This is a genomic window from Microbispora sp. NPDC004025 (assembly GCF_053604425.1).
In genome coordinates this window covers 86,288-103,448 of the sequence record NZ_JBSGHN010000015.1, presented here as the reverse complement: position 1 = coordinate 103,448, position 17,161 = coordinate 86,288, and the positions used below count along the sequence as shown (strand labels likewise).

General features: G+C 72.5%; 18 protein-coding genes. 12 read left to right on the top strand and 6 right to left on the bottom strand.

All coding sequences use genetic code 11. The annotated features are described in order from the left end of the window. Positions 1-2: 2 nt before the first annotated feature. The 3 genes from ACWEQG_RS30950 to ACWEQG_RS30940 all read right to left on the bottom strand — a co-directional run bounded on the left by ACWEQG_RS30950 (position 3) and on the right by ACWEQG_RS30940 (position 3,832). Entirely contained in the window at positions 3-1,259 is a 1,257-nt protein-coding gene (locus ACWEQG_RS30950; RefSeq protein ID WP_363461101.1) for a class I SAM-dependent methyltransferase, read from the bottom strand. 25 nt (positions 1,260-1,284) lie between these two features. Continuing rightward, complete coding sequence (locus ACWEQG_RS30945) at positions 1,285-2,655, bottom strand: FAD-binding oxidoreductase (protein WP_363461099.1); 1,371 nt, start codon at positions 2,653-2,655, stop codon at positions 1,285-1,287. Between the two features lie 187 nt (positions 2,656-2,842). Beyond that, on the bottom strand, positions 2,843-3,832 hold the full coding sequence (locus tag ACWEQG_RS30940) for an NAD(P)-dependent oxidoreductase (protein WP_452290112.1): 990 nt from the start codon (positions 3,830-3,832) through the stop codon (positions 2,843-2,845). Between the two features lie 74 nt (positions 3,833-3,906). Between ACWEQG_RS30940 and ACWEQG_RS30935 the strand changes: the two genes are divergently transcribed. From ACWEQG_RS30935 to ACWEQG_RS30910, 6 genes are all read left to right on the top strand, one after another. After that, the gene (locus tag ACWEQG_RS30935; protein WP_452290110.1) at positions 3,907-5,025 is read left to right on the top strand and encodes a CaiB/BaiF CoA transferase family protein; all 1,119 of its coding nucleotides are present in this window, start codon (positions 3,907-3,909) and stop codon (positions 5,023-5,025) included. Positions 5,026-5,072: 47 nt separating this feature from the next. Next, on the top strand, positions 5,073-5,720 hold the full coding sequence (locus ACWEQG_RS30930) for a nitroreductase family protein (RefSeq protein WP_452290108.1): 648 nt from the start codon (positions 5,073-5,075) through the stop codon (positions 5,718-5,720). Positions 5,721-5,815: 95 nt separating this feature from the next. Further along, positions 5,816-6,658, top strand: a complete 843-nt coding sequence (locus ACWEQG_RS30925; protein WP_452290106.1) for an ABC transporter ATP-binding protein — start codon at positions 5,816-5,818, stop codon at positions 6,656-6,658. After that, positions 6,655-7,443: an ABC transporter permease gene (locus ACWEQG_RS30920; RefSeq protein WP_452290104.1), complete on the top strand. Its 789-nt coding sequence runs from the start codon at positions 6,655-6,657 to the stop codon at positions 7,441-7,443. Before ACWEQG_RS30925 ends, ACWEQG_RS30920 begins: the two co-directional genes overlap by 4 nt. 30 nt (positions 7,444-7,473) lie before the next feature. Continuing rightward, positions 7,474-7,707: a helix-turn-helix transcriptional regulator gene (locus ACWEQG_RS30915; RefSeq protein ID WP_183544114.1), complete on the top strand. Its 234-nt coding sequence runs from the start codon at positions 7,474-7,476 to the stop codon at positions 7,705-7,707. Next, a complete protein-coding gene (locus ACWEQG_RS30910) occupies positions 7,704-8,300 on the top strand; it encodes a hypothetical protein (protein ID WP_452290102.1) in 597 nt (198 codons plus the stop codon). Before ACWEQG_RS30915 ends, ACWEQG_RS30910 begins: the two co-directional genes overlap by 4 nt. Here the strand turns inward: ACWEQG_RS30910 and ACWEQG_RS30905 are convergent. After that, on the bottom strand, positions 8,282-8,791 hold the full coding sequence (locus ACWEQG_RS30905) for a GyrI-like domain-containing protein (RefSeq protein WP_452290100.1): 510 nt from the start codon (positions 8,789-8,791) through the stop codon (positions 8,282-8,284). The genes ACWEQG_RS30910 and ACWEQG_RS30905 overlap by 19 nt on opposite strands. Positions 8,792-8,895: 104 nt before the next feature. Between ACWEQG_RS30905 and ACWEQG_RS30900 the strand changes: the two genes are divergently transcribed. From ACWEQG_RS30900 to ACWEQG_RS30880, 5 genes are all read left to right on the top strand, one after another. Next, entirely contained in the window at positions 8,896-10,335 is a 1,440-nt protein-coding gene (locus ACWEQG_RS30900) for a GuaB1 family IMP dehydrogenase-related protein (RefSeq protein ID WP_363461082.1), read from the top strand. A gap of 83 nt (positions 10,336-10,418) precedes the next feature. After that, complete coding sequence (locus tag ACWEQG_RS30895; protein ID WP_452290098.1) at positions 10,419-11,096, top strand: general stress protein; 678 nt, start codon at positions 10,419-10,421, stop codon at positions 11,094-11,096. 132 nt (positions 11,097-11,228) lie between these two features. Then, entirely contained in the window at positions 11,229-11,603 is a 375-nt protein-coding gene (locus ACWEQG_RS30890; protein WP_079316111.1) for an FKBP-type peptidyl-prolyl cis-trans isomerase, read from the top strand. Between the two features lie 135 nt (positions 11,604-11,738). Then, positions 11,739-13,241, top strand: coding sequence for a glycosyltransferase family 39 protein (locus ACWEQG_RS30885; RefSeq protein WP_452290096.1), 1,503 nt, complete (start codon positions 11,739-11,741; stop codon positions 13,239-13,241). A 52-nt stretch (positions 13,242-13,293) separates the two neighbouring features. Then, positions 13,294-14,820, top strand: a complete 1,527-nt coding sequence (locus ACWEQG_RS30880) for an ATP-dependent DNA ligase (protein WP_452290094.1) — start codon at positions 13,294-13,296, stop codon at positions 14,818-14,820. A 21-nt stretch (positions 14,821-14,841) separates the two neighbouring features. Here the strand turns inward: ACWEQG_RS30880 and ACWEQG_RS30875 are convergent, their stop codons facing one another. After that, the gene (locus ACWEQG_RS30875) at positions 14,842-15,384 is read right to left on the bottom strand and encodes a DUF4870 domain-containing protein (RefSeq protein WP_452290092.1); all 543 of its coding nucleotides are present in this window, start codon (positions 15,382-15,384) and stop codon (positions 14,842-14,844) included. Positions 15,385-15,584: 200 nt separating this feature from the next. Between ACWEQG_RS30875 and ACWEQG_RS30870 the strand changes: the two genes are divergently transcribed. After that, the gene (locus ACWEQG_RS30870; RefSeq protein WP_169984690.1) at positions 15,585-15,932 is read left to right on the top strand and encodes a hypothetical protein; all 348 of its coding nucleotides are present in this window, start codon (positions 15,585-15,587) and stop codon (positions 15,930-15,932) included. Here ACWEQG_RS30870 and ACWEQG_RS30865 read toward each other — a convergent pair. Continuing rightward, positions 15,911-17,011 (bottom strand): DUF4192 domain-containing protein, encoded by a 1,101-nt coding sequence (locus tag ACWEQG_RS30865; protein ID WP_452290090.1) that lies wholly within the window; start codon positions 17,009-17,011, stop codon positions 15,911-15,913. The genes ACWEQG_RS30870 and ACWEQG_RS30865 overlap by 22 nt on opposite strands. Between the last annotated feature and the right edge of the window lie 150 nt (positions 17,012-17,161).

Below are 17,161 nucleotides of genomic sequence, written 5' to 3'. Positions count from 1 at the left end.
CTCTACGGCCAGTCGAGGGACGGGCGCAGCGCGACGTGCGACCGTCCCTCGTCGAGCCGGACGCCGAGCACCTGGTGCAGCTGCACCTTGTTGCGCTCGAACCCGACGACGCAGCCGGCCATGTAGAGGCGCCAGACCCGGGCGGTGCCCTGGCCGACCTCCTCGACCGCCTCGTCCCAGTGGGCGTCGAGGTTCTTGCACCATTCGCGCAGCGTCAGCGCGTAGTGCTCGCGCAGGTTCTCCTCGTGGCGGACCTCGAACCCGGTGTCCTCCATCTGGCGGATGAGGTGGCCCACCGACTCCAGCTCGCCGTCCGGGAAGACGTAGCGGTTGATGAAGCCGCCCTTGTTCAGGGTCTTCTCCGTGCTGGTCGGACGGGTGATGCAGTGGTTGAGCAGGCGCCCGCCCGGCTTGAGCTTGCCGTACAGGAAGGAGAAGTAGGACGGCAGGTTGTCCTTGCCGATGTGCTCGGTGAGGCCGATCGAGCTGACCCGGTCGAAACCGGTTTCGGCGACGTCGCGGTAGTCCATGTGACGGACCTCGGCGAGCTCCGACAGCCCGGCCTCCGCGATGGCCTTCTGCGCCCACTCGGCCTGCTGGCGCGACAGCGTGACGCCGAGGCCCTTGACGCCGTACTCCTTGGCCGCGTGCATGACCATGCCGCCCCAGCCGCAGCCCACGTCGAGCAGGCGCATGCCGGGCTTGAGATCGAGCTTCTTGGCGACCAGGTCGAACTTCGTGTACTGCGCCTCCTCCAGCGTCGCGTCCGGCCGGGGGAAGACCGCGCACGTGTACGCCATGGAGGGGCCGAGCACCCACTCGTAGAAGCGGTTGGAGACGTCGTAGTGGTGATGGATCACCTCGGCGTCGCGCTGCTTGGCGTGCCTGCTGCCCAGCTTGGCCAGGGTGCTCTGCCGCGCCTCCTGCGGCGGCGGCGGAACGCGCATCAGCAGCGGCTTGATCCCGAGCGAGCGGACCGCGGCGATCTTCTCGCTCAGCGGCAGGTCGTTGAGCGTCAGCGACCACATCCGGTCGAGCAGGGTGTACATGTCACCGTGCACATCGATGTGCCCGGAGATGTACGCGCGGGCGAGGCCGAGTTCCCCCGGCGCCTGCGCGAGGTAGGCCACCGCCGCCGGCGACTTCACCTCGATGCGGACGTCCGCGCCCGAAGATCCGGCCTTGCTGCCGTCGTAGGCGACGAATTCGACGCCTGCGTCAGGACCGACGATCTTCTCAAAGATCTCCGCAAGAGTCATTGCACCTCTCCCGACGTTTCGACGCCTACCTGCCCCTGACGCACTTGTCATAGAGGTCAAGAAGCCGGCCGCCCGGGTCGTAGGCGCGTTTGACCGGCCAGTAGGCGTCACCGTTGTAGAGCCGCCAGAACTCCTCACGCTCGTAGAAAGAGGTGGAGTACAGCGACTTGTGGCCGTCGAGCGAGTGCACCGCCCGCTCGATCAGCCGGTTGTGGTACCCGTCGTACTGACCGCGCGGCAGCGGCACCATGCCCCAGAAGCCGAAGTTCACGTACAGACGGCCGGGCTCCAGGGGGTAGAGCGACCACTGGCCGGTCGCCTTGAGCGGGCACATCCACACCGGGGTCATGCCGACCCTGTCGTGGAAGACCTCCAGGAACTCGGCGCCGCGCTCGACCGGCACCTCGACGTCCTGGATCACCGACTCGTGCACCGGGTTGTTCCGCCAGCGGTCGACGCGGGCGGTCACGCCGTACCTCTGGTCGAGGCCGACGAGCTTGCGGTAGACGTCCGAGCGCAGGTAGCGGCGCGGCAGGAGCGAGCGGACCAGCGGCTGCTGCACGCCGAAGGCGCGCGAGCACCAGAACCAGTCGGTGTCCCAGCGCCACAGGTAGTCGCGCACGGTCAGCCAGTCGCGCACGCGGCTGCGGATCGACTGGTAGTAGATCCGCATGCCGGTGTAGTCGGACGTGTAGGGCGCCCGGTCGGAGAACGAGCCCACCGTGATGTACAGCTCGTCCGGGCCGAAGAACGTGCCGTCGACGAAGTCGACCTGCTCGCCGTCGTGCTCGCGGCTCTCGCAGATCTCCTGCATGGCGAGCATGCACTTGTCGGCGTCGCTGAAGCGGATGTGCGTCAGCTTGACGTACGGCTTCACCCGGGCCAGCTTGATGCGGATCCGCAGGGCGTAGCCGAGCGTGCCGTAGGAGTTGGGGAACGCCCGGAACAGGTCCGCGTGCTCGTTGTCGGCCCGGGCCACCACGATCCGCCCGTCGCCGGTGAGGATCTCCAGCTCCTCGACCGACTCGTGCGGCAGGCCGTCCTTGAAGCTCGTCGACTCGATGCCGAGGCCGGTGACCGCGCCGCCCAGCGTGATCGTCTTGAGCTGCGGCACGACGTACGGCATGAGCCCGTACGGCAGCGTCGCGTCCACGAGGTTCTCGTACGTGGTCATGCCCTGGACCTCGGCCGTCATGGTCGCCGGGTCCACCTGGATGACCTGGTCCAGATCGCGGGCGGACAGCGATGCCGTCTTCGCCGGCGTACGGAAGCGGAACAGGTTCGTCGTCGCCTTGGCCAGCCGGGGAGCCGCGTCCGCGGGAATGGCGGCGTAGGAGTCCCTGATCTGCTCGACGGCCTTGCTATGGGCGGTCATACTGGCCGTGCGCTCTGGCATGACACCACCCCCATGGATCGTAGAGATCGCCTTCTTGGCACGCTATCCCCGGAGGGGAACGCAGACCAGAGTAGACACGTTACGCCCGCGAAAACTATCCGGTTGTTCTCACGGCGGCCCACCGGCGTAGATCGTATCTCGCCTCTTTTCATCGCCTCCGCCGCCCCTGGTGTAACTGTGGAAACCGTCAGGACGTGGGCGGACGCCGGCGGACGAGCGGGTCGGCGCCGTTGACCACGTTGACGACGGGACGGCCCTCCATCGCCGCGGCGAGATTGTCCAGCACGCACCGGATCAGCCGCGTCGTCGCCTCGGGCGTGACCCCGGCCGCGTGCGGCGACAGCAGGACCCGCGGGCAGGAGCGCAGCGGGTCGTCCGGCGGCGGGGGCTCGCTGTCGTACACGTCGAGCGCCGCGCCCGCGAGGTGGCCGGACTCCAGCGCGGCCAGCAGCGCCGCCTGGTCCACCACCCCGCCGCGGGCCGCGTTGACCAGCACCGATTCCCTGGGCATGCGCCCGATCCTGGCGGCGTCGATCAGCCCGCGGGTCTCCGGCGCGAGCGGCACGGCTAGGACCAGCACGTCGCTGCCCGCGGCCAGCGCGTCGAGGTCCAGGTAGGCCGCGCCGTACGACTCTGGCTTGGGCGTGCGCGACCAGTAGGAGACCCGGCAGCCGAGCGCGCCGAACAGGCGGGCGCAGGCCGCGCCGATAGGCCCGAAACCGGCCACTCCCACGCGGCATCCGGCGAGCTCGCGGCGCTGGTAGGCGAACTGCGGCCACTCCCCCGCCCGCATGTCCCTGTCGCCGTCCGCGAGATGGCGCAGCAGCGCCAGCGCGGCGGCCAGGCACCATTCGGCGACCGCGGCGGCGTTCACCCCGGCGGTGTTCGCGAGGGGCACCCCGGCCCGGGCCAGCGCCTCCAGGTCGTGCCCGTCCACGCCGACGGACGGCTGCTGCACGAACGCCAGGCGCGGCGCCAGCCGTACGGCCCGCGCGTCGAGCGCCAGGGCGCCGCTCCAGTCGCCGACGACGATCTCGGCGTCCGGCAGGGCCTCCAGCAGCGATTCGCGGTCGTGGCGGGCGGGGACGCGCACCTCGGCGCGCCCGTCGAGATCGGCGAGCAGGCCGCGCACCGCGTCCTCGGGGAGCGGCGGCAGCGCGAGAACATTCCACGTCACGGGCGCAGTCTCGCACGTCTCCAGAAACATGTTCTACTGTCGCGTTGAGTGCTGCCGCGTTGAGGAGGATTCGGATGGACGAGTCGCGGGGACCGCTGGCGGGTGTCCGCGTGCTGGAGCTGGCCGGTCTCGCGCCCGGGCCGTTCGCCGGGATGATGCTCGCCGACCACGGCGCCGAGGTGCTGCGGATCGACCGCGTGAAGGCCGTGAGCGACACCCCGCGCCGCGACGTGATGGACCGCGGCAAGCGCACGATCGGCCTCGACCTGAAGTCGCCCGAGGGCGTCGCCGCGTTCAGGCGGCTGGCCGAGCGGGCCGACGTGGTAATCGAGGTGTTCCGGCCCGGCGTCGCCGAACGGCTCGGGATCGGGCCCGCCGACCTCCACGCGGTGAACGAGCGGCTGGTCTACGGCCGGATGACCGGCTGGGGCCAGGACGGCCCGCTCGCCTCCACGGCCGGGCACGACATCGACTACATCGCGATCGCGGGGGCCCTGTCGATGCTGGGCCGCGAGGGCGGCAAGCCGACCCCGCCGATCAACATCCTGGGCGACTTCGCCGGTGGCGGGCTCATGCTGGCCTACGGCGTGCTGCTGGCCCTGCTGGAGCGGGAGCGCACCGGCCGGGGCCGGGTGGTGGACGCGGCGATGGTCGACGGCGCGGCGCTGCTGCTGTCGATGTTCTACGGCGCGGTGCACGGCGGCCACTGGGGTCCGCGCGGCACCAACCTCCTCGACACCGGCGCCCCCATGTACGACACCTACGAGACGGCCGACGGCGGTTTTCTCGCCGTGGGCGCGCTGGAGCCGCAGTTCTGGGCGGAGATGCTCGCCCGGATGGGCATCGACGACATGCCCGACCGCGACGACCGGGCGAACTGGCCGGCCATCGGGGAGCGGCTGACGGAGGCGTTCCGGTCCCGTACGCGGGCCGAGTGGGAGGCGGTCTTCGACGGCTCCGACGCCTGCGTGTCCCCGGTGCTCGACCCGCGCGAGGCCGCCCGGCACCCGCACAACCGGGCGCGCGGCACGTTCGTGGAGGTCGGCGGGCTGCCGCAGGCGGCGCCCGCGCCCCGGCTGCTCGGCGCGCCGCGCGGCGACCTGTCCCCCGCCACCCGGCTGCGGGACCTGAGCTCCTGGGGACTGCCCGACGACGAGGCGAAGGCCCTGCGCGCCGCCGGCGTGCTGGCCTGACCGTCCCCGCTTCACCCTGCCGACAGAAACGAGGAGACCCCCCGCACATGGACGTTTTCGAAGCCCTCTACACGACCCGCGCCATGCGGCGGGTCAAGCCCGACCCGATCCCCGCGGAGGTCCAGGAACGCATCCTGGACGCCGCGGTCCGCGCCCCCAGCGCCGGCAACACCCAGGGCTGGCGGTTCCTGCTGGTGGACGACCCGGAGGTCAAGTCCCAGCTGGGGCCGTTGTACCGGGACGCGCTCGGCAGGCTGTTCGAGGGGCACTACAAGCCGATGCGCGAGCGGGCCGAGGCGACCGGCGACGCCGGCACGCTCAACGTGCTGCGCTCGGCCCAGCATCTGGCCGACAACTTCGAGTCCTATCCCCTGCTCATGTTCGCCTTCACCCGCAACGATCCCGGCGGCGGCTCCATCTACCCCTCGGTCTGGAGCGCCCAGCTCGCCGCCCGGGCCTTCGGCGTGGGCAGCGCGCTGACGTCCGTGCTGGGGCTGTTCCACGGCGCGGAGACGATGCGGATCCTCGGCGTGCCCGAGGGCAAGGGCTGGCAGGTGGCGTGCATGGTCACCTTCGGCTACCCGACCGGCCGCTGGGGGGTGGCCCCGCGCCGGCCCGCCCACGAGGTCGCCTACCGCAACCGCTGGGGCGAGCCGGTCGGCTTCGAGATCCCCGAGCCTCTCTGGACGCCCTGAGCGATCACCCGATACGCCCTCTGATGCAGCAGCCCTTGTCTCGAATGTAGTACATCTACTACATTCGAGAGTAAGGCTGCTGCATAGGAGGGTGCATGGACGACGTCGTCATCCGCGTACGCGGGCTACGCATGGCGTACGGGCCCGTCCGGGTGCTGGAGGGGGTCGACCTGGACCTGCGGCGCGGCGAGGTGTTCACGCTCCTCGGGCCCAACGGCGCCGGCAAGACCACCCTCGTCGAGATCCTGGAGGGGTTCAGGACCGGCTGGACCGGCGAGGTGAGCGTGCTCGGGGAGAACCCGGCGCGGGCCGGCGACGCCTGGCGGGCGCGGCTCGGGGTGGTGCTCCAGTCGTGGCGCGACCACCCGCGCTGGCGGGTGCGCGACCTGCTTCGCCACGTCGCCGCGCACTACGACGACCCCCGCGACGTCGACGACCTGCTGGCCGTGCTCGGCCTCACCGAGTCGGCGGGCGTCCGGGCCGCCGTGCTGTCCGGGGGGCAGCGGCGGCGGCTCGACGTGGCGCTCGGCATCGTCGGGCGGCCGGAGGTGCTGTTCCTGGACGAGCCGACGACCGGGTTCGATCCCGAGGCCCGGCGCGAGTTCCACCTGCTGATCGAGCGGCTGGCGGCCGAGGAGGGGCTGACCGTGCTGCTCACCACCCACGACCTGGCCGAGGCCGAACGGCTGTCCGGGCGGATCGCCGTGCTGGTGGCCGGGCGGGTGCTCACCTGTGGCAGCCCGGCCGAGCTCGCGCGAGCCGTGCAGGCGCCGTCGCGGGTGCGCTGGGCGGAGGGCGAACTGGAGACCGCCGACCCGTCCGGGGTGGCCTGGGAACTGCACCAGCGGTACGGCGGCCCGGTCCCCGGGCTGGAGATCCGGCGGCCGACGCTGGAGGAGAGCTACCTGGACCTCATCGAGGAGGCGAGGACCCGATGAACGCGACGATGCTGGGACTGCGGCGAGGCTGGATCGAGCAGCTCAACCAGTGGAGCGACCGCAAGGAGCTGTTCAACGCCGTCGCGGGGAGCGTCGTCACCTACGGGCTGCTCATCCTCTGGATCGGCGACACACCGGTCGAGGGCACGACCGTCACCGTGGGGACGTTCATGACGCCGGGCTTCATCGCGTTCGCGATCTTCACGACCGGGCTGACGGCGCTGCCCATGCTGATCGCCGCGGACCGGGAGGAGGGGACGCTGCTGCGGGCGCGCACGCTGCCCCGGGGCATCCGGGTCTACCTGGTCGGCCGCGCCACCACGGTGCTGCTGACGATCCTCGTCAACATCACCCTGGTCCTGGCGTTCGCGATCCCGCTCGCCGGGGTCCCGGCGCCGGCGACGCCCGCGCGCTGGTTCACCCTCGCCTGGGTCGTCGTGCTCGGCACGCTGGCCGTCGTGCCGGTGGGCGCGGTCATCGGCAGCCTGCTGCCCGGCCCGAAGGCGGGCGCCATGCTCGCCCTGCCGGCGATGCTCCTGATGGTCGTCTCCGGGGTGATGCTGCCGCTGGACACGCTGCCCGACCTCGTGCGCCGCATCGCCGAGGTGTTCCCGCTCTACTGGCAGGCGCTCGGGCTGCGCGCGGCGCTCCTGCCGGACTCGGTCCTCGCGACCGAGGTCGCGCAGGCGTGGCGGCTGGGCCAGGCGGCCACCGTGCTGGGCGCGTGGGCGGTCGGCGGTATGGTTCTAGCCCCCTGGTTGCTGCGCCGGGTCCGCGGAAGGTGAGCGGTCCCGTGGGCCCGACGGAGGTGAGACGTGGCCGAGGAGCCGGTGTTCAACCGCATCGCGGTGCTGAGGGCCGATCGCGGCGTCTCGCGCCGGGACCTGGCCGCCGCGCTCGGGGTGCACTACCAGACGGTGGGCTACCTGGAGCGCGGCGAGTACAGCCCCAGCCTCCACCTGGCCCTGCGGATCGCGGAGTTCTTCGAGGTGCCGGTGGAGGTCGTCTTCTCCCTCAAGCCGTTTCCCAGGCTGGGGAGCGCGTCATGAGCCTGCGCGACCGCTGGGACCACCACATCGCCCGGGCGATGGAGCAGGAACACCTTCCCGCGCTGCACCGCACCCGGCGGCGGCGGCGCCTGCTCGTCGTGGCGGGCGCCGCCAGCGTGCTGCTGCTGTGGGCGGACGCGGCGGTGTCGTGGGCGATCGCCCCGAGCGACACCGCCGTCCGGGTCAACCTCGTGCTGCTGGTCGTCATGGCGGCGATCTACATCCCGGTCGTGACCGCTCTCAACAGCGCCACCCGCGGGCTCGCCTCGCTGCCGGAGAGCCGTCTCGACGAGCGGCAGGTCGGCGAAAGGTTCCGGGCCCACACGTACGCGAACAGGGTGATGCGGCTCGTCCTGGGCGGCCTGGCGGTGTTCGTCGTGGTCGCGACCTGGGACGCGGGCGAGAAGGCCCAGATCCCCGGCGCGGCCGTCTTCCTCGGCGTCTTCGCCCTGTTGTGGACGCACATCCTGCTGCCGCTGCTGGTCGCCGGGTGGCGACTGCCCGACCCGCCGCCCGACGACGACGGCATGGACGACGGCCTGGACGACGGCCTGGACGACGACCGGACCGGCGGTCAGGCGGGCGTGGCCTGAACCGGCGGGATGGGCCCGGTCGGATCCCCGAACGACGGGAGCGTGGCCACGAAGAGGTCGACGCCCCCGGGGTGGTGGATCTCCAGGTCGGTGGTGAAGGCGCGGGCCGGGGTGAGGCCCGACTCCGCGTGCTTCCACACCTGCTGCCAGGCCTCGGTGAGCGCCCCCGGCATCGGCCCCCGCGCCTCGAACAGCAGCGCGGGCACGCCGGGCACCCGTACGGCGACCATGCCCTCGGGCAGCCGCGCGGCCGTGCGCACGGCCACGCCGACGATCTGGGTGTAGGCGCCGTTGTGGTCGCTCTCGTAGTCCGTCAGGACCGCGTACAGGTTCTCGTCGACCCGGCCGGGCACGTGCGCGAAGGCGCCGGGCGCACCGGCGCGGGCCCACAGGCCCGGCAACTGGGCGCGGGCCGGGTCCGCCTCCGCCGCGTTGGTCGTCCGCACGGCGAAGCCGACGACGAGCGTCTCCGGACGGTCAACGAAGATCACAAGCTCTCCTTTCAGGCGAGGTCAATGTATCCCGTGTCCGGGTCTGGTCCGGCGGCGGCCGGGAATGCCGGGTATGACCCGCTCACAACGTAGGCTGGACAAACGTGCGATTCCTCAATGATGTGACGCCGCCCTACGATCTCACGTACAGCGATGTGTTCATGGTGCCGTCCCGTTCCTCCGTCGGGTCGCGCCTCGCGGTGGACCTGTCCACCGGCGACGGCACCGGCACCACGATCCCCGTCGTCGTCGCCAACATGACGGCCGTCGCGGGCCGCCGCATGGCCGAGACCGTCGCCAGGCGCGGCGGCATCGCCGTCATCCCCCAGGACATCCCGATCGACGTGGTGGCCGACGTCATCGACTGGGTGAAGAGCCGCGACCTCGTCCACGACACGGCCATCACGCTCACGGCCCACGACACGGTGGGCGAGGCGCTCACCCTGCTGCCCAAGCGCGCGCACGGCGCGGTCATCGTCGTGGACTGGGAGAACCGCCCGGTCGGTGTGGTGACCGAGGCCGACTGCCACGGCGTCGACATGTTCACGCAGCTCTCCCAGGTCATGACCGCCTCACCGCAGACGCTGCCGCGCGGCGTCGACCCGCAGGCCGCGTTCGACGCGCTGCACGAGGGCCGCCACCGGCTGGCGCCCGTGGTGGACGAGGACGGCCGCCTGGTCGGCATCCTCACCCGCACCGGGGCGCTGCGCTCCACCCTCTACCAGCCCGCCCTCGACCCGCACGGCCGGCTGCGCGTCGCGGCGGCGGTCGGGGTGAACGGCGACGTGGCCGCCAAGTCCAAGGAGCTGCTCGACGCCGGCGTCGACGTGCTCGTGGTCGACACGGCGCACGGCCACCAGGAGAAGATGATCTCGGCGCTGCGGGCCGTACGCGCGCTCGATCCCTCCGTGCCGGTCGCGGCCGGCAACGTCGTCACCGCGGAGGGCGTACGCGACCTCGTCGACGCCGGCGCCGACATCGTGAAGGTCGGCGTGGGCCCGGGCGCGATGTGCACGACCCGGATGATGACCGGCGTGGGACGGCCGCAGTTCTCCGCCGTGCTGGAGTGCGCGGCCGAGGCCCGCCGCCTCGGCCGGCACGTGTGGGCCGACGGCGGCGTGCGCCACCCCCGCGACGTCGCGCTCGCGCTCGCCGCGGGAGCCTCCAACGTCATGATCGGCTCCTGGTTCGCCGGCACGTACGAGTCGCCCGGCGACACCCGCACCGCCCCCGACGGGCGGAAGTACAAGGAGAACTTCGGCATGGCCTCGGCCCGCGCCGTACGGCTGCGCACCGCCGAGGACTCGCCGTTCGAGAGGGCCCGCAAGGCGCTGTTCGAGGAGGGCATCTCGACGTCGCGGATGTACCTCGACCCGGCGCGGCCCAGTGTGGAGGACCAGATCGACGCCATCGTGGCCGGTCTGCGTTCCTCCTGCACGTACGCGGGCGCCACGACGCTGGAGGAGTTCCACGAGCGGGCCGTGGTCGGCGTGCAGAGCGCCTCCGGCTACAGCGAGGGCATGCCGCTCCACCAGAGTTGGTGACTCCTTCTATTCCGCACAGGAATATCGGGCTCTGTCGGGGTAGTGCGTTCGTGTACCGACCGCACTACCCCGCGGAGGCGATCATGCAGTACTCCCCGGCCGGAGGGCCGGTCAGTCCGGCGGTCGACAGACGGCTGCTGGTCAGTTACGACAACTACACGGCGGCGCAGCGAGCCGTGGACACCCTGTCCGACGCCGGATTCCCGGTGGAGAACACCGCGATCGTCGGCAGCGACCTGCGCCTGGAGGAGACCGTCACCGGGCGGCTCACCAACGGCAGGGCCGCGCTGTCGGGCCTGATCACCGGTGCGGTGTTCGGACTCGTCGTCGGCCTGTTCCTCGGGCTGTTCACCTCGACCACGACCTCGTTCATCGGGCTGGTGCTGTGGTCGATCCTCTGGGGCGCCATCGCCGGCGCCGCCTTCGGCTTCACCAGCCACGCCTTCACCGGCGGCACGCGCGACTTCTCGTCCAGGAGCTCGATCGTCGCCGGACGCTACGACGTGCTGGTGGCCTCCCCCATGCTCGACCAGGCCCAGGCGCTGCTGCAGGGCGGTGTGCAGCCGGCCGACACCGTCGTCGTCCAGCGTCCGCCGTCGGCCGGGCCCGTCACCACGTCGCCGGTCACCACGTCTCCGGCCACCACGTCTCCGGTCACCACGGGCGACACCGCGCCCCAGGAGGCGCCGGCCGAGGAGGAGCGCGCCGAGGAGGAGCGCGCCGACGACCGGACGGGCGCGTCCAGGGGCCTTCGCCGGTAACCCTCTCCCGTCGTCCACGCGAGCCGCGACGCCTTCCCCACGCCGTGTGGGGAAGGCGTCGTCGTGTCGGCCGTCACCGGTAGAGTCGTCAGCCGGTCGGAACTTCCGGCACTGGAAGAACAGGAGGCCCACGTGGCACTGGAGAAGCCCGAAATCGACTTCCCCGAGGGCGCGCCGCCCGCGGACCTGGAGATCGTCGACCTCGTCGAGGGGGACGGGCCGGAGGCCAAGCCCGGGCAGAACGTGACCGTCCACTACGTCGGGGTGGCGTTCTCCACGGGTGAGGAGTTCGACGCCTCCTGGAACCGCGGCCAGCCGTTCCAGTTCCCGCTCGGCGGCGGCCGGGTCATCGCCGGCTGGGACCGCGGCGTGGCCGGCATGAAGGTCGGCGGGCGGCGCCGCCTGACGATCCCCCCGCACCTCGGGTACGGCAACCGCGGCGCGGGCGCCCTCATCAAGCCCGGCGAGACGCTCATCTTCGTCGTCGACCTGCTCGGCGTCGGCTGACCCGACACCGGAAGGCGCCTGTCCGGGGGTAGGCGAGCCGGAGCGCTTCGAGGATGATGGCCGCGTGGACGATGCCCTCCCGAAGCACGGCTCCAGAGGCGGCCCCATGCGAACGCCGGCTTCCGGGAGGCCGGCGTGACCGCGGACGGGCAGGCGATCGCCGGCACACCGGCGGCAGGCAGAGGTGTCCGGGCGGGCGGCCCGCTCGCCGCGCCGCCCCGGGCCGTGGCCGGGATCGCGGCCGTGACCGTGGCCGTGCTCCTCGCGGTGAGCCCGTGGTACGGGTACCACCGCGACGAGCTGTACTTCCGCATGCTGGGTGAACGGCCGCGGCTCGGATACTTCGACACTCCGCCGCTGACGCCGATGATCGCCCGGTTGTCCACGACGCTATTCGGGGACACGGTCGTCGCGCTGCGGATCGTCCCCGCCCTGTGCACCGGGGCTCTGGTCGTGCTCGTCGCGCTGGCCGCCCGCGAGCTGGGCGGCGGCCGCGCGGCCCAGATCCTCGCCGCGGCCGGGACCGCGACCTCCGTGCTGCCTCTCGTGGCCGGGCACGCGCTGCTGACCCTCACCCCCGACCTCGTGCTGTGGAGCGCGGTCACGCTGTGCCTGCTGCGGGTGCTGCTCAGGGGGGACGGGCGTTACTGGCTCTGGACGGGAGCACTGTGCGGGATCGCGGCGTACAACCGCGATCTGATCGTGGTGCTGCTGGGCGGCGTCGGCCTGGGCATCCTCGTGGCCGGTCCGCGCGAGGTGCTGCGGGACAGGCGGCTGTGGGCGGGCGCCCTCCTGGCCCTGGCCATCGCCTCGCCCAACCTGGTCTACCAGGCCACGCACGACTGGCCGCAGTTCCAGATGGCCGAGGCGTTGCGGATCGACGAGGGCGCGGACAACCGCGCGTCCTTCGTCCCCCTTCAGATCGTGCTGCTCGGGCCCGTGCAGGCGGTGGTGTGCGCGGCCGGGTGGCTGCGCCTGTGGCGGAACCGGCGGGTCCGCTCGCTCGCCATCGCCTATCCCGTGGCCTGCGCGCTGATCCTGATTTCGGGCGGCCGCCCCGACTACACCGGCGCGTTCCTGCTCTACCTGTTCGCGGCCGGGTGCGTCACGGCGGCGGGGTGGCGATGGCGGACGGCGCTGACCGCGGCACTGGCGGTCGGCGCCGTGGTCGCGGTGGTGCTGGCGCTGCCGGTCGTCCCGGCCGCGTCGCTCGGGGGAACGCCGGTGGCCGCCGTGAACGAGGTGGCCCGCGAGTCGGTGGGCATGCGCGACGTGGCGGCGCAGACGGCCCGGGTGGTGGACGGCCTGCCCGCCGCCGAGCGCGCCGGAGCGGTGCTGCTCGCGGCCAACTACGGCGAGGCCGGCGCGCTGCGCCGCTGGGCGGGTGAGTTCGGATTGCCCCCGGTGTACAGCGGCCACAACGAGCTGTGGTGGTGGGGGCCGCCGCCGGAGGGGACCCGGGTGGTCGTGGCCGTCGGCTACCCGCCCGCCGGCCTCGCCACCGTCTTCACCCGCTGCGTCCCGGCGGGCAGGCTGAGCGGAATGCCGGGCGAGGAGCAGGGCGTGCCGATCACGGTCTGCCGCGATCCCGTCCGCCCGTGGCGCGAGCTGTGGCCGAGCGCGCGTCACTACAGCTGATGCCCGACCCCCGGCCTGGGCACCTGCCGCTGCGGTGAGGCAGGATTACGGTGTGTTGCTGATCGACCTTGCCAGGACCTCCGCGGCCGTCGCCGCGGACTCGGCGCGGCTCGCCAAGATCAGGCATCTCGCCGAGCTGCTCGGCAGGGTGGGAGCGGACGAGGCCGGGATCGCCATCGCGTACCTGTCGGGTGAGCTGCCGCAGCGGCAGATCGGGGTGGGGTGGCGGAGCCTGTCCGACCTCCCCGAGCCGCGTCAGGTCGCCACGGCGACCCTGACCCGGGTCGACGAGCTGCTCGAACGCGTCAAGTCCCGGTCCGGCGCCGGTTCGCAGGCCGCGCGGCGTGAGCTGCTGGGCGAGTTGTTCGGCGCCCTCACCCGCCAGGAGCAGTCGTTCATGCACCGGCTGCTGACGGGCGAGCTGCGCCAGGGAGCGCTCAACGGCGTGATGATCGAGGCGATCGCCATGGCCGCGAACGTGCCCGCGGCCGAGGTGCGCCGGGCCCTGACCCTGCGCGGCTCGCTGCCCGCCGTCGGCGCGGCAGCGCTGCGCGGCGGCGTCGCGGAGCTGAAGGCGTTCCATCTGGAGGTCGGGCGTGCGGTGGCGCCGATGCTCGCGCAGAGCGCGCCCAGCGTGACCGCCGCTCTGGAGAAGGCCGGCGCCCCTGCCGCGGTGGAGTGGAAGCTCGACGGCGTGCGGGTCCAGGCCCACCGGTCGGGCGACCGGGTCGCCGTCTTCACCCGCACGCTCGACGACATCACCGCCCAGGTCCCCGAACTTGTGGAGGCCGTGCTCGGCCTGCCCGGGACCGATCTCGTGCTCGACGGCGAGGTCATCGCCCTGCGCCCGGACGGCCGCCCCGAGCCGTTCCAGGTCACCTCGGGCCGGGTGGCCAGCAGGACCGACGTGGCGTCGCTGCGCGCGACCGTGCCGCTGACCGTCTTCTTCTTCGACGCCCTGCGCGTGGGCGGCGCCGACCTGCTCGACCTGCCCGACGAGGAGCGGCACGCCGCGCTGGAGGCCGCGGTCCCGGCCGGGCTGATCACGCCTCGGCTCGTCACGGCCGACGCCGACGAGGCCGAGGCGTTCTTCGGCGACGCCGTGCGGCGGGGCCACGAGGGCGTCGTGGTGAAGTCGCTGCGCACGCCGTACGCCGCCGGCCGGCGGGGGGCGGGCTGGATCAAGGTCAAGCCGCGGCACACGCTCGACCTGGTCGTGCTGGCCGCCGAATGGGGCAGCGGGCGGCGCCGGGGCTGGCTGTCCAACCTGCATCTCGGTGCCTATGACCCGGAGACCGGCGGCTTCGTGATGCTCGGCAAGACGTTCAAGGGCCTCACCGACGAGCTGCTGACCTGGCAGACCGAGCAGTTCCTGCGACTGGCGGAGGGGCCGGCGGACGACTACGTCGTCACGCTCAGGCCCGCGCTGGTCGTGGAGATCGCCTTCGACGGCGTGCAGCGGTCGAGCCGCTACCCCGGCGGCATGGCGCTGCGGTTCGCGCGGGTGCTGCGCTACCGGCCCGACAAGCGGCCCGAGGAGGCCGACACCGTGACCGCGGTCCGCGCGCTCATGCCCTGACCGGACGCCCCGCTCCGGACGTCACTTCACGAGACGGATGGTCAGCGGGTAGCGGAACTCGGTGCCGGCGAGTGCCGACACCCCGCCGACGACGCACAGGGCCAGTCCGACGACCCAGACGACCGGCACCAGGACGAGCCCGACGACGGTGAGCGGCAGCAGCACTGTCGCCCCCAGCACGGTGAGGTGGAAGTTCAGCGACTCCACCGCGTGCCTCCTGATGTAGGGGGACGTCCGTCCCGCGGTCACCATCATCAGCAGCGGGCCGATGATGAACAACCCCAGCAGCCCGAACACGTGCGAGGCAGCCGCCCCGACCCGGTCTCCCCCGTCAGGGGCCGCGGCCGCGCGGTACGACGGCGGCCGGGGGACGTAGGCCGGCCGGGTCCCGTACAGGTCGTTCATGATGGGCACGAGGTCGGCGTGCGTGCGCGCGGTCATCGCCAGATGCAGGCGCTCGTCCATCTCGTGCTTGTCGAGCCTGCCCTCGGCGTAGGCCGCCTTGACGTGCTCGACCACCTGTTCCCGATCCTGGTTGGTGACGCGCAACTGAGGATGTGGCATGGGGGCACGGCCCTGCCAGGGTGGTGTCACTGCCGTGGGCATCACTCATCGCCTTCCGTCACGTCGGCTGCTCGGCTCTCTTCGAGTCTGCCTCCATCTTGTGCCGGTTACGTGCCCGGCGGCATCAGGGACATCCCCGACATCGCCCCGAGACCGTTCCCTTAACGTCATCGTGATCCCCGGCGATGTATACAAGCACTATGAGATGGCGAGATCGCTATGGGCTCCGGCGGCGGCGGGGCGCCCGCGTGGCCAAGTTCGACCGCGAGGCGACCGACGCCGACATCGAGACCCTCATCGAGTTCGCCAAGACGCGGCGCGGCGTCGAGTTCTACGTCGAGCCCGAGACCTTCGCGACCGACACCACCGCGGTGGCCGTCGCGCACGACGGGGAGTGGACCCGCCGCCGTGTCGGATCTCCCGCTGTGATCGCGAAGGTCGCCAGGGACCTCGCTCTCCCGGTCTACGACGTGCAGCTCACCGGTTACCCCGCCCGGATGCGGGCCTACAACGAGCGCCGCCGGGCTCAGGACGGCGACCCGGTCTGACGGCCGCCCGGCACCGCCGCCGGCGCCGGCTCGGGCAGGTCCCGGGCCAGCAGTGCGCGCAGCGGCGCGAGCCAGATCGCCCGGGGACGGCCCATCTCGTCGTCGAGTTCCTCGGGCGTCGGCATGCGGTCGCGGAGCATGGCGGGGGACATCATGTACGTCAGGGCCTGCCGGAGCAGGAGCGCCATCGAATAGCCGGGGTCGGCGGCGAGCGCCCGCTCCAGCGCCATCCCGGCGAGTGCGCACTCCCCCCGATGCCACGCGGCGGCCGCCAGCAGTGAGGCCGCGGGCGCGGCGTGGCCCGGCTCCAGGCGGCGGGTGAGGTCGCGCCACAACGCGATGTGCGCGTCACGGTCGTCGACCAACGCCCACGCCTCGTCCCGCACCCTGACCACGGCGAGATCGAGCCCCAGCCGGGCGGCGCCGTCGTCGTCCAGCCGGCCCCCGGAGTCGTACAGGCCGAGGGCGGTGCGCACCCGTGCCAGCCCTTCGGCCACGAACCGCGCCGCCAGTTCGTCCGCGGCGGGTTCCCCGGGCTCCGGCAACGCCCGCAGATCGGCCATCACGCGGAGGGTGGCCTCCCGCATCGCCGCACCGCCGCACCGCTGGACCGATCGCCGCAGACTGCCCCGGTCGGGCAGGGCGACCAGCCCGTGCATCACGGCCTCCGCGGTGACACGGCTGCGCTCGGTGTCGTACGGCGTGCCCTCCGCGGGACAGCAGGTCGCGCTGCCGCAGGAGTAGGACCAGTAGCGCCCGCCTTCGGCCCGGAGACTCTCGGTCACCCCGATGCCCTCGGCACGCAGCAGCCGCGTCACCGTGTCGACGGCGGGGGTCACCGTGGCGCCGGGGCCGTATCCGATGACGAACACGGCCGTCACCGCCTCGCGGCGCAGCAGCGAGACCAGCCGGTCGAGGTCCTCGGCGGCGGCCGGCAGGTCCCAGCGCGTCGTCAGCCGCACCTCGGAACCGGCGAAGCCGGTCACGACGAGGCTGTCGGCGGGATGGAACCCGACGAGATAGGGCACGGCGGCGAGGATGTCCGCCGGCGAGGAGAGCACGAGCTTCGGAATCGTCATGGCCGCAAGCCTCGCCGGACGACCGCGCCCCCAGGAGGACCGAAGCGCGTTCTGGGGACAGCCGTCCTCCTGTGGACAACCGGACGACCGGGCAGCCCGGCAACCGGGCAGCCTGGCAGCCTGGCAGCCGGAAAACCGGGCAGCCGGAAA

Bases quoted from the DNA above. Each gene is read 5' to 3' on its own strand.
- ACWEQG_RS30950 (WP_363461101.1), bottom strand. From the start codon at position 1,259: ATGACTCTTGCGGAGATCTTTGAGAAGATCGTCGGTCCTGACGCAGGC.
- ACWEQG_RS30945 (WP_363461099.1), bottom strand. From the start codon at position 2,655: ATGCCAGAGCGCACGGCCAGTATGACCGCCCATAGCAAGGCCGTCGAG.
- ACWEQG_RS30935 (WP_452290110.1), top strand. From the start codon at position 3,907: ATGGACGAGTCGCGGGGACCGCTGGCGGGTGTCCGCGTGCTGGAGCTG.
- ACWEQG_RS30930 (WP_452290108.1), top strand. From the start codon at position 5,073: ATGGACGTTTTCGAAGCCCTCTACACGACCCGCGCCATGCGGCGGGTC.
- ACWEQG_RS30925 (WP_452290106.1), top strand. From the start codon at position 5,816: ATGGACGACGTCGTCATCCGCGTACGCGGGCTACGCATGGCGTACGGG.
- ACWEQG_RS30920 (WP_452290104.1), top strand. From the start codon at position 6,655: ATGAACGCGACGATGCTGGGACTGCGGCGAGGCTGGATCGAGCAGCTC.
- ACWEQG_RS30910 (WP_452290102.1), top strand. From the start codon at position 7,704: ATGAGCCTGCGCGACCGCTGGGACCACCACATCGCCCGGGCGATGGAG.
- ACWEQG_RS30895 (WP_452290098.1), top strand. From the start codon at position 10,419: ATGCAGTACTCCCCGGCCGGAGGGCCGGTCAGTCCGGCGGTCGACAGA.
- ACWEQG_RS30875 (WP_452290092.1), bottom strand. From the start codon at position 15,384: ATGCCACATCCTCAGTTGCGCGTCACCAACCAGGATCGGGAACAGGTG.
- ACWEQG_RS30870 (WP_169984690.1), top strand. From the start codon at position 15,585: ATGAGATGGCGAGATCGCTATGGGCTCCGGCGGCGGCGGGGCGCCCGC.
- ACWEQG_RS30865 (WP_452290090.1), bottom strand. From the start codon at position 17,011: ATGACGATTCCGAAGCTCGTGCTCTCCTCGCCGGCGGACATCCTCGCC.